The 14,993-nt window shown below is 68.9% G+C and carries 10 protein-coding genes; 1 reads left to right on the plus strand and 9 read right to left on the minus strand.

The genetic code is table 11. The features are described 5' to 3' along the window. Positions 1-14: 14 nt before the first annotated feature. Complete coding sequence (locus OH804_RS18605; RefSeq protein WP_406058416.1) at positions 15-1,571, minus strand: polysaccharide lyase family 1 protein; 1,557 nt, start codon at positions 1,569-1,571, stop codon at positions 15-17. A 414-nt stretch (positions 1,572-1,985) separates the two neighbouring features. Between OH804_RS18605 and OH804_RS18610 the strand changes: the two genes are divergently transcribed. Next, complete coding sequence (locus tag OH804_RS18610; RefSeq protein WP_406058418.1) at positions 1,986-3,299, plus strand: hypothetical protein; 1,314 nt, start codon at positions 1,986-1,988, stop codon at positions 3,297-3,299. A gap of 60 nt (positions 3,300-3,359) precedes the next feature. Here the strand turns inward: OH804_RS18610 and OH804_RS18615 are convergent, their stop codons facing one another. The 8 genes from OH804_RS18615 to OH804_RS18650 form a co-directional block, all read right to left on the minus strand. After that, the gene (locus tag OH804_RS18615) at positions 3,360-4,439 is read right to left on the minus strand and encodes a WxL protein peptidoglycan domain-containing protein (RefSeq protein ID WP_406058420.1); all 1,080 of its coding nucleotides are present in this window, start codon (positions 4,437-4,439) and stop codon (positions 3,360-3,362) included. Positions 4,440-4,498: 59 nt separating this feature from the next. Further along, the gene (locus OH804_RS18620; protein WP_406058422.1) at positions 4,499-5,131 is read right to left on the minus strand and encodes a hypothetical protein; all 633 of its coding nucleotides are present in this window, start codon (positions 5,129-5,131) and stop codon (positions 4,499-4,501) included. A 27-nt stretch (positions 5,132-5,158) separates the two neighbouring features. Further along, the gene (locus tag OH804_RS18625) at positions 5,159-7,579 is read right to left on the minus strand and encodes a family 43 glycosylhydrolase (RefSeq protein WP_406058424.1); all 2,421 of its coding nucleotides are present in this window, start codon (positions 7,577-7,579) and stop codon (positions 5,159-5,161) included. A 170-nt stretch (positions 7,580-7,749) separates the two neighbouring features. Continuing rightward, positions 7,750-10,215 carry a glycoside hydrolase 43 family protein gene (locus OH804_RS18630; protein WP_406058426.1) on the minus strand — a complete coding sequence of 822 codons (2,466 nt, stop codon included), beginning with the start codon at positions 10,213-10,215 and terminating at the stop codon, positions 7,750-7,752. 283 nt (positions 10,216-10,498) lie between these two features. Beyond that, complete coding sequence (locus OH804_RS18635) at positions 10,499-11,653, minus strand: serine hydrolase domain-containing protein (RefSeq protein WP_406058428.1); 1,155 nt, start codon at positions 11,651-11,653, stop codon at positions 10,499-10,501. Positions 11,654-11,656: 3 nt separating this feature from the next. Beyond that, positions 11,657-12,481 carry a carbohydrate ABC transporter permease gene (locus OH804_RS18640; protein WP_124860646.1) on the minus strand — a complete coding sequence of 275 codons (825 nt, stop codon included), beginning with the start codon at positions 12,479-12,481 and terminating at the stop codon, positions 11,657-11,659. Beyond that, entirely contained in the window at positions 12,478-13,431 is a 954-nt protein-coding gene (locus tag OH804_RS18645; protein WP_196921925.1) for a carbohydrate ABC transporter permease, read from the minus strand. The genes OH804_RS18640 and OH804_RS18645 overlap by 4 nt, the downstream gene beginning before the upstream one ends. Further along, the gene (locus tag OH804_RS18650; RefSeq protein ID WP_196921924.1) at positions 13,428-14,783 is read right to left on the minus strand and encodes an ABC transporter substrate-binding protein; all 1,356 of its coding nucleotides are present in this window, start codon (positions 14,781-14,783) and stop codon (positions 13,428-13,430) included. The genes OH804_RS18645 and OH804_RS18650 overlap by 4 nt, the downstream gene beginning before the upstream one ends. Positions 14,784-14,993 lie beyond the last annotated feature (210 nt).

Consider the following 14,993-nt stretch of genomic DNA (forward strand, 5'->3'; position numbering starts at 1 on the left):
TCAGCGACACTCGTTCAACTGGCGTACGTCTCGAACTCACCGACCCGTGGCGTACCGCCGGAGCTGTTGATCTTGAAGTTGAGCTTGCTCGTCGCGGTCGGCGAGAAGGTGATCGAACCGGCCCCGCTGCCGGCGGCCAGGACGGCCCCGTTGTCGTTGTTGATGAGCTGCCAGGACCCGATCGAGCCCTGGGTGCCGGACGGTTCCCGAATCACCACCCGGGACACCTGGGTCGCGGAGCCCCACTTGATCGAGATCGTGCCGGTCGCTCCGGCCGGCGACCAGTAGGTGCTCAGGTTTCCGTCGCGGACGTTGCCGTAGCTGGTCCCGCTGGCCTTGCTGGAGCCGTCGGCGCCGGCGCCGAGGCTGAGGTTGGTCCCGCCGGTGGGCGGAGGCGTGGTGGGTGGCGGGGTGGTCGGCGGTGGGGTGGTGGGCGGCGGGGTCTGCGGCGAGCAACTGCCGTTGGACACCCTCAGACCCGTGTTGGCACCGACCGTCTGACGGACGATGTCCGGCACACAGCTCGCCCCGTCGAGGCTGTACGAGTACGGGATGCCGACAGTGGTGTTGGAGGTCGGATTGGGGCCGGCAGGGTAGTTCTCGCTGCCGGCGCTGGACCAGGTCACGTTGTCGAAGACGTTGCCGGCGACCTGCCAGTAGCCGCGCTCATTGGTGTAGAAGGTCCCCAGGACGTCCTTGGAGTTCCGGAAGTAGTTGTTCTCCACCTTGGCCCTGGCTCCCGCCCGGGAGTTGATCCCGGACTCGTGCAGGCTCACGTAGTGGTTGTTGTAGATGTGGGCGACCCCGCCGCGCAGCAGCGGCGTGCGGGAGTCGATGTTCTCGTAGAGGTTGTGGTGGTACGTGATGAAGCCGTTCGACAGGTCGCTCTCACTGGACCCGACGAGGCCGCCGCGACCGGAGTTGCGCAGGATGCTGTAGGACAGCGTCACGTACTGCGTGTTGTCCTTCATGTCGAAGAGGCCGTCGTACCCCTCGGACTCCCCGCCCGACGCCTCCAGGGTGACGTGATCGACCCAGACGTTGCGGACCGTGCTCTCCATGCCAATGGCGTCCCCACCGTTGGAGGTGGGTGAGCCCGACTTCTTGACGTTCCGCACTGTCACGTTCTGGATGATGATGTTGCTGGAGTCGCGGATGTGGATGCCGAGCTGGTCGAAGACGGCACTACCGACCCCAATGATGGTGACGTTGCTGATCTGCTTGAGCTCGATCACGCCCGCGGCGGTGTTGCAGCTCGACCCCGACACCTTGCTGGTGTTGCCGTGGTTGATGGTTCCGCTGACCTCGATGGTGATCGGGGTGCTGCTGCTGGTCCGACCACACAGCGCCGCGTGGATCGCCGTGCCCGTGGTGGCCCGTACCGTCTGCCCGCCCGCGCCGCCGGTGGTCCCGCCGTTCTGGGTGGCGTAGCCGGTAGCGCTGCCGACCGCCGCCGCTGAGGCCTGCGGGGCCGGTAGGGCCACCCCGACCCCGATCACCACGGCCGCCGCAGCCGCCGCAGCCGCCGCGGCCAACACCGCCTGACGTCGCAGCACGACTGGTCGTCTCATGTCGCCTCACCTTCGCATTCGTCTCGTTCCAGGATTCGACTCGACGCACATCGCGACCACACCTGCCGACGAACATCATTCAGGAATTGGCGACAGTCAATCGCGATGATGTCATCGAGGTGTCTCACGCCCTGGTAGAAGCAGGGATGTGCCGCGCAAGCAAGGTGCGCCCGGTGACATCGCTCGCCCGACAGTCAAATGAAACATCGATGCAACGCAATCGTAGGAAAGCGGTTTCCCTGAAGGCAATAGCTGGCGCTTGCAGGTTTGTTGCAGCGCTCGGTATTGACACCGCCGGGCCCGCCGTCGATGCTCTGCTAAATCAGTTTAGCGACCAGCTCGCGCCGACCCGTCCCACTCCCCGTCCCGAGCGGAATCGCTGGCTGAGGGCACCACCACCGAGAAAGGACCCGCATGAGACTGCGAAAAGGACTGATCCCGCTCGCCGCCACCCTCGTCCTGGCCGGAGCCTCCGGCACGGCGTACGGCAGCGCGAGCGGCAGCCGGGGCACCACTGACGGAATCCGCAGCATCACCCCGATCACCACCGTCCACACGTACGGCCAGAAGGTCTCGGCCGTGGCGATCGAGTACGCGGCCACCGTCAACCCGCGCACCCTCGACACCGCCACGTTCTCGGTGACCGACACCATCTACAACTTCCGCTTCAACCCCATCGAGGACCTGCCGAAGCTCGCCGACCGGACCGTCACCCACACCTACACCAACGGGACACCGGGCACCCGTGCCGACCACCGATCGGCGCCAGGCCGGTACGTCATCGTCGAACTCGACCCCGCCGACACCGGCGGCTCGACGGTCATCGTCTCCAAGTGCCCGACCTTCCTCTGCACTGTGAAGGTCAATCCCGAACTGCCGACCCGGGTCGTGCAACGCAAGGACGTGCACGCCCAGCCCGGTCGCGGGGCCGGCAAGGGACCGGTGCTCGCCCGGGCCACACCGCGCGAATCTCGACCGGTCACCGAGAAGCCGGTCAACCAACTGGTCGACGAGTTCACCTACGGCTCGTTCCTGAGCGGCGGAATGGTGCTGCCGTACCACTACCACCTGCCGAAGAACTACCAGCCGGGCCGCAGATACCCACTGATGGTCGTCCTGCCCGGTCACGGGATGGGCTGGGACGGTGACAATCTCGGCGTCCAACTCGCCGCCGACATCCCGGCGACCGCGTGGCTCCAACCGCGGTGGACCGGCACCGCCGAGGACGTCATCGTCCTGGCGCCCCAGCACCAGCGGGTCGGTGGGGTCGCCGAGGCGGACCTGCTGGTCAAGCTGCTCGACCAATTCGTCGGCCAGTTCGCGGTGGACACCCGTCGGGTGTACGCGACCACCGTGTCGTACGGCTCCCAACTGCTCTGGGAGGCGTTCGCCAAGCGTCCGGACCTGTTCGCCGGCGGGCTGGTGACCGGTGGCTTCCCGGTCAACGCCACCCAGGCGACCGCCATCGCGGCGGCAGAGGTGCCGGTGTGGATCACGCACGGCGAGTACGACCACCTGCTCAACGTCTCGGGCGCGCGTAACTCCACGGCCGTGCTGCGGCAGGCGTACGCCACCCGGGGCAAGACGCCGGAGCAGGCCGCCGACCTGGTGCGCTACACCGAGTACGCCGACGCCGCCTTCTCGGTGCCGGACTACCACGCGGCGTTCGGACCGACCTACGAGGACGCCAGCATCCTGCGCTGGCTGCTCGACCAGTCCAAGCCCTGAGGCTGCGGCCGGGCGACGCCTCGCCGCGATCCGGCAGCGCGATTCCCTCGCGCCGACGGGTTACCGGCGGGCGTCGCCCGCGTCGGGCTCGCCGGGCGCGGACGCGCCGCCGACGAGCACTGACTCCTGACCCTCCTGCCGGCCCTCCTGCCTCGCGCGGGCGAGCAGCCCGGCCAACCGACGCCGTCGCTGCCGGGCCACCGCCCGTAGACCCAGGAGCAGGCCGGCGAGCAGACCCAGCAGCGCGAGCTGCGCCCACGGCACGACCCAGGTGGTGACGGTGGCGGAGGCCGGTCGGAGGTCGGCCCCGGCCTGGCCGTCGCCGAGCAGCGTCGGCGACGTGCTGACGGTCGTACGGAGGCGCCCCAGGGCCCAGACGCCGTCGGCCCGGGTCTCCACCGTCCGAGCGCCGCCGGGCAGCAACTCCTCGACGGCGCTGGTGGCGTCGTGGCTGGTCCGGCCGAGCAGGTCGGACATCTCCACCCGACTCGTTCCGCTGACCCAGACGTTGCCGTCGTTCCCGACGGTGTAGCGGACCCGCACCGTGCCACCGGCGAAGGGATTCCACGACGGGGAGTACGACGCGTCGAGACCCCGGACGGCCAGGGCCGCCCGCGCGGAGCCGTTCACCCGCAGCATGACCCGGAATCCGACGCGGCTCTCGACGTTGACAGTGCCTCCGGTGCTGGTGACCGTCGCGGCGATGCCAGCCGGGTGGTCGCCCGGTGAGGCCTCCTTGGGCACCGTGATCGTGAACGGCACCACCCGCGTCTCGTTCGGGCCGACGGTGACCTTCTCCTGCACGTCGATCCAGGTGCCGCCGTCGACCGAGGGTCGGTCGGAGGACAGCATGTTGAAGCGGCCCTTGTCGGTGAGGTAGCCGTCGGCGGCCTTCAGCGAGAAGGCGACGGCGGTGCGGCTGAGGTTTCGTACCGCCAGGTGCTCGGTCACGGTCTGCCCCGGGTCGAGGCTGGCGTTGATCCACCGGCGTTGGTCCGGCCCACTCGCGGTGGCCGGCTGGACCGTCCAGGTCAGGGCCTTCGGGTCTGGTTCCGCCGCCGCCGCGGTCGGCGCGGCCGCAACCGCGAGGAACGCGACGGCGAGGACGACGAGCGCCCGGCGCAGCGGGGTGACGGTCATGAGGCGGCCCTTCGGCACGGGGCTGGGCGGGGGCCCGATACGGGCCCCCGCCCAGGCCACTACTCGAACAGTGAGAGCGTGAGCGTGGAGCTGTACTCGCCGGCGGCGACCTCAGCGGGGGTCCGCAGGTACAGGTCGGCGTTGACCGAGTACGAGTCGCTGACGACGGCCTTGGAGTCGAAGGCCGAGACCAACAGTTCCTGGTCGACGAGGCCGACGTTGTTGCCCGGCTGGGTCGGCTCGTCCAGGCTGGTCACCACCTCCTCGCCCTCGGTGACCAGACCGGTCTCGCCGCCGTCCAGCAGGCGCGGCTTCCAGCCGAAGTGGTCGGCGGTGATCGGCGCCTGGCCGGCGGTGCCCGCGAAGTCGGTCGCGCTGCCGAGCACCGCCCAGTTGGCGCCGTCGGGCACCTCGTCGGCGACGCGGGTGTCGGTGACCGTCACCGTAGGCAGCGTGCCGACGAACTGGCGAACCAGCACTGTCGAGCCGTCCTCGGACAGCGCGACGGCGTCACCGGCGATCGACAGGGCGAGCACGCCCGGTTCCCTGATCTCGTCGATGTCGACAGTGACCCGCACGCTGGCGTCGTCGCCGGGCTCGGCCAGTGCGGGCGACGGCAGCACCGCCGCCCCGGCCAGCACGGCGCCGACGGCACCGGCCGCGAGCAGCTGCCGCCGTTTGTATGTGCTCATGTGATCTCCGTTCTCCGCCATCAGGGGTTATCCGCCGCAGGTGCCGGCGGGATGTTGCACGGTGCGGACGGTCGTCACGTCCTGTCCGCCGATCGCCCCGGTCACCCGGACCGTCGCCGAACCCGCCGGCACCGACCCGGCACGGGTGTTGAACGACTGGTAGGCGTTCGCGCCCGGCGCGACGGCCTCGAACGACCGCTCGCCGTACGGCGTCTCCAGCGTGATGCCCACCGGCGCGTCGTGGTCGTTGCGCGCCTGCACCGCCACGTACGCCTTGCCACCCACGCACCGCGTCGACGCGCTGAGCGTGACGGGCAGGTCGGGGCTGGCCGCCGCGAAGGTCCAGTTGTCGATCTCGAAGAGGTCGGTGCCGGCCGGGCCGGTGTAGGTGAAGTAGACGTCGTGCACGCCGCTGATGCCGTCAAGCTCGGCGGTCACCTCGGCCCACTGTCCGACCGGGGTGTCCACTGCGACAGTGCCCACGACCGGCCCGTTGACGTCGTCCAGCCGGACCTGGACCTGCCCGCCGGCGGCGAGCGCACGCACCCGCGCCGTCAGGCTCTGCGCGCCGCTGGCCCCGAAGTTCACCGAGGACAAGGCCGTCCAGTCCCCGTTGTCGATGTCGCGGACCACGAGGTTGGGCGCCGCGCCACCGAACTGGGCGGAGCTGCCCTCGACCTTCGCGGTCGCGACACCCTTGCTCCAACCGAAGGTCTCCGCCTCGAAGACCCGGTACGGGTCGAAGTCCCGGACCTGGTCCACGCCCGCGTAGGTGCCGACGACCTGCTGGATCGTGCCGTCCGCGTTGAAGGTCAACTCCTGGATGTGCGGGCTGCGGTACCCCTGGGTGGTGTTGCCGTTGATGCGCTTGTTCAGGGTCGGGGCGTGGTAGGTGAAGTAGTACTTCCCCCCGAACTCGAACACCGACTGGTGGTTGTTACCGCCGGTGCCGGCCCCGAAGAACTGCGACTGGTTCGGGAAGAGCACACCGGCGTAGGTCTCCTTCGGCCACGACATCGGGCCGTCGGAGATCATGTAGCCGATCTGGCCACCCCCGGGGTAACCCGGAAGCGGCTGCTGGTTGCCACCGAAGTCGTTCCCGCCGAAGTGCGAGGAGTACGAGAAGTAGTACCTGCCCTGGCGCTTGAAGACGTGACCCGCCTCGAAGGCGACCGGGGCGTCGACCACCGCGGCCGTTCCCTCGGTCGAGACCATGTCGTCGCCGAGTTCGATCGACCGGATGTTCTTCGGGTTGTTGAAGCGCTCGGCCGGCGGCATGCTCGTCGACGCGGGACCACCACCGAAGTAGAGGTACGGCTGGCCGTCGTCGTCGACGAACGGGGCCGGGTCGAACTTCCATGCGACGGCCTCGGCACCGGGGGTACGGCCGTCGATCAGCGTGCTGGTGCGCTCACTGGTCCATGGACCGAGCGGCGACGCACCCGTGATCACGTTGCTGGAGCCGCCGCCGTTGGCGTAGTAGAGGAAGAACTTCTCCACCCCGTTCACCACCTTCTTGGTGATGCCCGGAGCCCACGAGTTGGCGGTGAACGGGGCCACCCCGTTCGGGCCGGCGACCTGGATCTCACCGTGGTCCGTCCAGTTCACGAGGTCCTCCGAGGAGATCACCGTGATCTGGTTGATGTCGCCGTAGTTGATCCCCGGCGAGACGCCGGTGGTCGGGTTCGGGGCGTAGCCCTGGGTGTCGTTGGTCATGTACATGTACACCCGGCCGTCGTGCACGAGGCCGAAGCCATCAGCGCCGAACTTGTGCCCGATCAACGGGTTGTGCTCCCCGGGCAGCTTGCCGACGACCTCGATGGTCTTCGACGCGGGCGCGGGCGGCGCCGCGCCGACCACCGACACGTCGTCGAGCTTGAAGTCCATCAGGTGCAGAGCCGGGTCGGTGGACGGCGTGCTCGTCCAGGGGGTCTCGAAGAAGAGGCGCGCCGTCGACACGCTCTGCGTCGTCGGGATCGTGAACGTGCCGTTGAACTGCGCCCACTGACCCTTCGTGGCGGTCACGCTGACGAGGTTGGTGTAGGTGCCACCGCCGTAGTGCATGGTGGCGAAGAACTGCTTCGTGGCCGGCCCGCTCTCGTTCTCGTACTTGATGCGGGCCGTGAGGGTGTAGGCCTGGCCAGCCTGCACCTTGCCGCTGAGGTCCTGCATCGGGCCGGACCCGGTGGTCGTCCGGCTGGTGACGAGCGCGGCGTTCGCGCCGGCGTAGGCGTCCGACGTGGCCGACAACTGGGCGCCGTCGGAGGCGTTTCCGTTGTTGACGAACCAGTTGGCCAGGCCGTCCTCGAACCCGCCGTTGACGACGAGGTTCGTGTCGGCGGCCTGGACCGGCGCCGCCGGGACGACGAACCCGGTGGCCAGCATCAGGCCCACTGTCGCGAGCGCTGCGACCCGTCCTCGGGTCGCCCGTCGCATTCGTTGTTCCACGAGACATCCTCCTTCATCTCTGACGTGCGGTCATCGGTGTACGGGGGATCGGTGGTGTGCTTCCGTGGCTGGTCCGGACATCAGCTGTCGACTGCCACCACCGGTTGGCCGGTGGTGGCGGCGCCGGTCAACCGGTGGAGCTGGTCGGTGAGCCGAGGGCTCGTGGTGGGTTATCCGCCGCAGGTGCTGGCGGGGTGCTGCGCGGAGTGGACGCTGGTCACGGCCCGGCCGGCGACCGTGCCGGTGACCCGGACCGTCGCCGAGCCGGCCGCCACCGACGACGCGCGGGTGTTGAACGACTGGTAGACATTCGCCCCCGGCGCGACGGCCGCGAACGACCGGTTCCCGTACGGGGTCTCCACGGTGATCTCGACCGGCCCGTCCGAGTCGTTGCGCGCCTGCACCGCCAGGTACGCCCTGCCGCTCAGGCAGCGCACCTGAGCGGTGGCCGTCACGGGCAGTGCCGCCAGCACTCCGAGTCGGGCCAGTTGGTAGCTGAGCGCCCGCTCCGGTGCGTCGATCTGGTTCTGGGTGCCGAACTGGCCGGCCCGTGCCGACGTCGCCGCGGCCAGCGCGGACTGCGTGGCGGCCCAGGCGTCGGCCGGGTAGTGGCGCGGGTCGAGGGTCTGCGCGTGGGCGATTGCCGCGTCGAGGGCTGTGGTGTCCAGCGGCCGGGCCTGCGCGGTCAGCACGTCGCTGAGCAGGTAGTTGTCGAAGTCGACGTGACCACCGGTTTCCTGGGTCGCGTAGGTGAACAGGCCCACCCGGTGCCCCATGAAGTGCGCGAGGCTGCCGTCGAGCGCCTGCGGGCCAACCCGGTTGCCGAGCCGGGTCCACTGGATCCCGTCCAGGCTGTAGTAGAACGTCGTCCACAGCTGGCCGACCGGCGAGGAGAAGTCGAGGTCCGCCTTCACGTGCACCTCGGTCGCGGTGCCCAGCGACACCGTCGTGCCGGCGATGAAGTTCTCCAGTGTCGACTGGTCGAGGTCGACAGCGAACGGCTGCGACCGGTTCACGACGCCGAGGGTGTTGACGTCACCGACGCGCTTGACCGCCACGTACGAGAATCCGCGGTTGTAGGCTGCCAGGCCCGCGACGTCGCCGTTCTTCATCCCGGAGATGTCCATCCGGGTCTGGACCGACTGCCGTGGCCCGAACGTCCGCTGCGAGAGCGTGTTGCGTGCCTCCTCGAACCAGGCCAGCTCGGCCCGGTTGGACAGCTTCGTGTAGACGTACTGGCCGGTGACCACAGTGCCGGCCGTCAACCGCAGCCAGCCGTCGCGGTCGGTGAGTGACCAGTACCGGTTGTCCGGGGCGTGGTTCCACTCCCAGGCCAGGTCCAGCCGTGAGCCGTTCGGGGCGATCTCCGCCGGGTCGAGCGGCGCGGGGACCGTCCACTGCTCGTCCTGGTACGCCCTGTGCGGCGCGTCGTTGGCGAAGTCGTCCGAGGCGACGATGCTCTTCTGCCGCTCGAACAGCTCCTCGGCCGGGCTGAGCCGGATCGGCTTGTCGAACAGTCCGTTGACCGGCACGACCCCGTTGGTGCCGAAGGTCGGCCACCCGTTCTGCCAGGTGGCGGGGATGAGCGCCGGGATCCGGCCGATCGGGAACGTGTCCCGGAAGAACATGCCGTGCCAGTCGGTCCCGCCGCCCGCGCGGCTGATCGGCACCAGACTGCCCTGGGCGAAGCCGTTGGAGTTGAGCACTCCGCGCGCCTCGTAGGTGTTGACCCCACCGGCGGAGGTGTAGCGCCCGAGCAGGTCCTTGGACCGGAACATGACCACCTGGCGCCCCTGCCCGGACGGCCAGGTGATGATGACGGCGTAGTACCAGCCGTCGATGTGGTAGACCTGCGCGCCCTCGAACAGGCCGCCGATGAACGGCTGCCCGGCGTAGTTGTTGGCGGTGAAGATGTTCGGGTAGTCCTGCGCGATGCCCGTCAGGTCGCCGTTGAGGCGTACGGCGCTGGTGCCGCCGGAGCCGTAGAAGATGTACGGCGTGCCGTCGACGTCGAAGAAGAGCGACGGGTCGTGCAGGCCACGGCCGAGGGCGGTGCGCTGCCACGGCCCGTTTTCGATGTCGTCGGTGCGGTAGAGGTATGCCCCGCTGAGGTTGTTGGTGTTGAAGACGGCGTAGAAGGTGCCGTCGTGGTGGCGCAGCGACGATGCCCACTGGCCCTGGCCGTAGGAGTTCTGGCCGTTGCGCAGCGAGAAGGAGTCGCCGATGCTCGCCCGGTCGAAGACGTAGTTGACGATCTCCCAGTTGACGAGGTCGTAGGACTTCATGATCGGTGCGCCCGGGCTCAGGTGCATCGTCGTGCTGATCATGTAGTAGAGGTCCCGGCCCTCGTCGTTCTCAGCGGCCGGCACCCGCTCGACGCTGATGTCCGGCACGTCGGCGTTGAGCAGCGGCACCGAGTAGGTGCCGGCGCCGGTGTCGGTCGAGGTGTACGACGAGCGGGGCGACCATCCGTCGGCGCCGTGCGCGGCGGCGGGGGTGACCACCAGGCTCGCACCGACGAGGAGGGCGGCCGATGCGAGCGCACACAGTGGACGGAGCCGGCCCGGGCACACGGTGGACGCCAGCCGGGTCAGTGTGTTCGCGGCGTGCCAAGCGACGACGTCCAGGCTGTTCACAGCGGATGCGCGGGAGAAGTTCAGGACACGCGAGCGGATCGACACGACCAAGGCGAGCTCCAAACGCGAGAGCGGCGTGAAGGCCATGGTGTTATCGCTAACAACGCCTGTCAAGACTATCGATGAAACGAGCCCGAACTATCCCCGCAACATGGCTTACCCACCACAGTGGACAGTCACATTGCGGCTCGAGCCCCGGTGATCATGAAGTTGTTGCGCCGACACGCTGTCATCGATGGCGATAACGTCATGATCACCGGGGCTGCCGGCGGGCCCGGGCGCCTCAGTCGTCGAGGCAGGCGCGGACTGCGGCGGTCAGACGGTTGGCGCGCTCGTCGCCCATTCCGCGCATCTGGTTGACGACGTAGCCGAAGCCCACCTGATGCTCGGCGTCGGCGAAGGCCAGATTTCCGCCCGCGCCGTCGTGGCCGAAGCTGCGCTCACCCAGCAGGGGCCGGGCCGGTGGCGAGTGCAGCAGGAAGCCGGTGCCCCAGCGCTGCCCGGTGTCCGGCGGGCCGTGCCGCTGCTGACCACGCGAACGGACCACTACCGCGTCGTCCACGGACGCCGCCGTGAGCAGTGGTCCACCCTGGAGGTCCGACACACAGGCCGCGTAGAGGCGCGCGAGGCCCTCGGCGGTGCTCACCGCGCCCGCGCCCGGAACACCGGCGGCCCGGATGGCGTCGTCGTTGAAGCTCACCAGGCCGTCGGCGTCGGCGGGGAACGCGAAAGCGCCCCCCATGGTGATGCCCCGTTCGGCGACCGGGTCCACGAACGGGTCGGGGTCCGGGGGTGGTGCCAGGTCCCAGGCGACGGTGTCGCTCTCGGCGGCCGGGAGCCCCAGCCAGGTGTGCAGGCCGAGCGGGCCCGCGACGGTGTCGGCGAAGAACGCGCCGGGTAGTTGACCGGTGATGCGGTGGATCACCTCTCCGACCAGCCAGCCGTAGGTCATCGAGTGGTAGCCGTGCGCGGTGCCCGGCTCCCACAACGGTGCCTGCGCCTCGATCGCCTTGATGACCGGATCCCACGCCAGGACCTCGTCGAGCGTCAGGGACCGGTCCACAGCGGGCAGACCGGCCTGGTGCGTGAGCAGCCAGCGCACCGGGATGTCCGCCTTGCCGTGCTGACCGAACTCCGGCCAGTAACGCGTCACCGGGGCGTCCAGGTCCAGCCGGCCCTGTTGGGCCAGCAGGTAGGCGCAGATCGCCAGGACTCCCTTGGTGCAGGAGAAGACGACTGCCGGCGTGTGCGCGTCCCAGGGCCGACCGGTACGGGTGTCGGCCACCCCGCCGTACAGGTCGACGACCTTGCGGCCGCGCACGTAGACGGTGACCGCGGCGCCGACCTCCCCGCGGGAGGTGAAGTTGTCGCGGAAGACGTCGGCGACGCGCCCGAAGCGATCGTCGACGTCGCCGTGGATCTGCGGCTGTGTGACCACTGCCTACCCCTTCACTGACCCCTGGATCAGGGCCTTGATGAACTGTCGCTGGAAGATCAGGAACACGATGAGGGTCGGGGTGAGGATCAGCAGCGACCCGGCGCACAGCAGCACCAGATCGGTGCCCCACTGGCCCTGGAAGGCGCCGAGCGCCCCGGCCATCGTGCGTTTGGTGGCGTCGTCGACGAGGACGATGGCGAGTAGGAACTGGTTCCAGGTCCAGAGGAACATCAGGATCGTCAGCGAGGCGATCGCCGGCCGGGCGAGCGGCACCTGGACCCGCCAGAACAACTGCCACGTGCTGCTGCCGTCCACCCGGGCCGCCTCGGACAACTCGACCGGCACGTTGGTGAAGTGCGCCCGCATCCAGAACACCGCGAACGGCATGTACAGGCCGATCAGCGGCAGGATGATGGCCCAGCGCGTGTTGAGCAGACCGAGATCCTGCATCTGGTAGTAGAGCGGCGTGACCACTGCCTCGAACGGCAGGGTCAGACCCAGCAGGAAGAGGCCGAAGACCAGTCGGCCGCCGGGCACCCGCAACTGACCGAGCCCGAAGCCGGCCATGGTCGCGATGAGCACCGACACCGGCACGACACCGGCCACGATGAGCAGGCTGGAGCGGAGCAGGGCGCCCATGTTCGCGGCGGTGAAGGCATCCGCGAAGTTGCCCCACTGCGGGTCGGACGGCCACTCGAGCCCACTGGGCACCGTGCCCCGGGGCTGCAACGCCGCCGACAGCATGCTCACGAACGGCAGCAGGGTGACGACGATCAGGGCGATCAGGAAGACGCGGCCGGTCAGCTGTTCGCGTCGGCTCAGGTTCACGGCTTCTCCCCTCGGCTCAGGCGCTGGATCGGCAGCACGCAGGCCAGCACCAGCAGCATGAGGACGACGGCCAGCGCCGAGGCGAGCCCCACCTGCCGCTGCGAGAAGGCCAACCGGTAGATCTCCAGGCCCGGCACTGTGGTCTGCAGGCCGGGGCCGCCGCTGGTGGAGATATAGACGATGTCGAAGCTGGCCAGCGCCGCGATGATCGTCACGGTGAGGCAGACGCCGATCTCCTGGCGGAGGCTGGGCAGGGTCACGGCGAGGAACTCGCGGACCGGCCCGGCGCCGTCCAGGCGGGCGGCCTCGTACAACGCCGGATCGATCTTGCTCATGCCGGTGACCAGCAGGATCGTGCAGAGGCCGAGCAGGACCCAGGCGCCGATGACGCCGACGGCAGGCAGCGCCGTGTCGAAGTCACCGAGCCAGGCGCGGGCCACGCCACCCAGCCCGACCGCGCGCAGCGCCTGGTTGACCAGGCCGTTCGACGAGAGCAGCCAGCTCCACGCGATGCCCGCCGCCACCAGGGGGATGACCTGCGGCAGGAACAGGATGGTCCGCACGACGGTGCCGAACGCGCCGGTGGTGATCCGGCGAACCATGCTCGCCACCAACAGTCCGAGGGCGACCGGGATGAAGCTGAAGAAGACGATCAGGACTATCGCGTTGCCGATGATTTTCAGCAGGTCGCTGTCGGTGAAGACGGTGAGGTAGTTGTCCAGGCCCACCCAACGGGCCACGCCGATCCCGTTCCAGTCGTAGAGCGAGTACTGGAGCGTCAGGACGAGCGGGCGCAGGACGAACACCGCGTACATCACCAGGGCGGGCAGGACGTACAACCACCCGGTCCCGGCCGCGCGGGCCCACCGGAATCGGTGGGCCCGCGTGGGGGTGGGACGGGCGCGACTGTCGTCCCGCCCGGTTGGTGCGCTGCCGAGGGCAGACGTCATCGGGACAGTTCCTTCTGGTACTCGGCCTGGACCGCCTTCACGTACCCCTCGGGCGTCTGCTGGCCGGCGATCAGCTTCTGCATCTCCGGCGTGATCGCGGCGGCGAAGATGCCGCCGGTCGCGTTGGCGGTGAAGTCCACAGCGCCGTTCTCCGCGCCGAGCTGCTGCGACGCCTTCAGGGTCTCGGCCAGCACCGTGTTCGGGGCGGCGCTCGGCACCGGCAGGTCACTCGGGCCGCCGGGGCTGGAACCACCGACCGTCACCGAGATCTCGCGGGCCTTGGCGTTGGTGTGGACCCAGTTCAGGAAGTACGCGGCGGCGTCCGGGTTCTTGGCCTTGGCGGAGACGCCGAAGGTGTTGGGGGCGGACATCGCCACGTGCTTTCCACCGGGAGACTCGGTGGGGAAGAGGAAGAAGCCCACGTTGCCGGGCATCGACTTGTCGAGGTTGGCCGACTCCCAGTCACCGTTGAACATGAACAGGCCGTTGCCCTTCTGGAACTCCCCCACCATGCCCGCGTAGTCCAGGGCGTTGGCGTCCTTGGTGAAGTAGCCGGCCTGCGCCCACTTCTGGATGGTCTGGGTGGCCTTCAGTGCGGCCGGGGTGTCGAACGTGGCCCCCGGCTTCTGGAAGATCCAGTCGGCGACCTGGGTCGGGTCACCGAACTGGTTCTGCAGCGCCTGGTGCGGGAAGTTGATACCCGCGGTGTTCTTGTTGAACTGCATGATCGGCTGGACCCCGCCGGCCTTCGCCTTCGCCAACAGCTCCTCGAACTCGGCGACAGTGGCCGGCGGCTGGGTCATGCCGATCTGGCTGGCCAGCTTCTTGTTGTAGAAGACGCCGGTGACGCTGTAGCCGAGCCCCATCCCGTACAGCGAGCCGGTGCCCCGGGTGTTCTCGCCAACCCGCAGCTGCATGAGCTGGGAGGCGGGGAACTTGTCCCAGCCGTACGCGGTGAAGTAGGGGTCGAGGTTCTTGAGCAGGTCGTCCTTGACCAGGTCGACCATGGTCGGGAGCCGGATGATGTCGGGCGAGTTGTCCGAGGCCATCACCCGGGGCGCGTTCTCCACGATCACCGTGAACTGGTCCTCGCGGATGTTGAACGTGACGTTCGAGTGCTGCTTGGAGAACTCGTCGGCCAACGCCTTGGCCAGCGGGAAGCCGGTCTCGGCGTACATCTCCAGGGTGATCGGGTCGGTCCCCAGCTCCGTCTTGACGGCGGCATCGGACTTCTGGGTCGACGACCGGTCCTCGCCCGGCGCGCTGCAGGCCGTCGCGGTCATCCCGACCGCCAGCAGCGACGCGAGGAGCACCGTTCTCCGTCGCGGAAACTTTGTCAGCATATCTGCCATTTCATGACTCCTCGACATCTCCACGCGTCCCGCGGCCACGGCCGCGGGACGGCTCCACCGGGACCACCGCGACCGGGTGGCGGCCACGACACGTACGCCGTGACCTGTCGCCCGGGCGCAGCACCCGTACCGTCAGCAGAAAAGAACCCGGCACGGCCACCGAAGGCGCCTCTGGATGCACCAGAAGTGGTCGCTAAACTGATTTAGCAG

The sequence above is a fragment of the Micromonospora sp. NBC_00860 genome, from assembly GCF_045207375.1.
In the GTDB taxonomy this organism is placed as follows: Bacteria; Actinomycetota; Actinomycetes; order Mycobacteriales; family Micromonosporaceae; genus Micromonospora; species Micromonospora vinacea.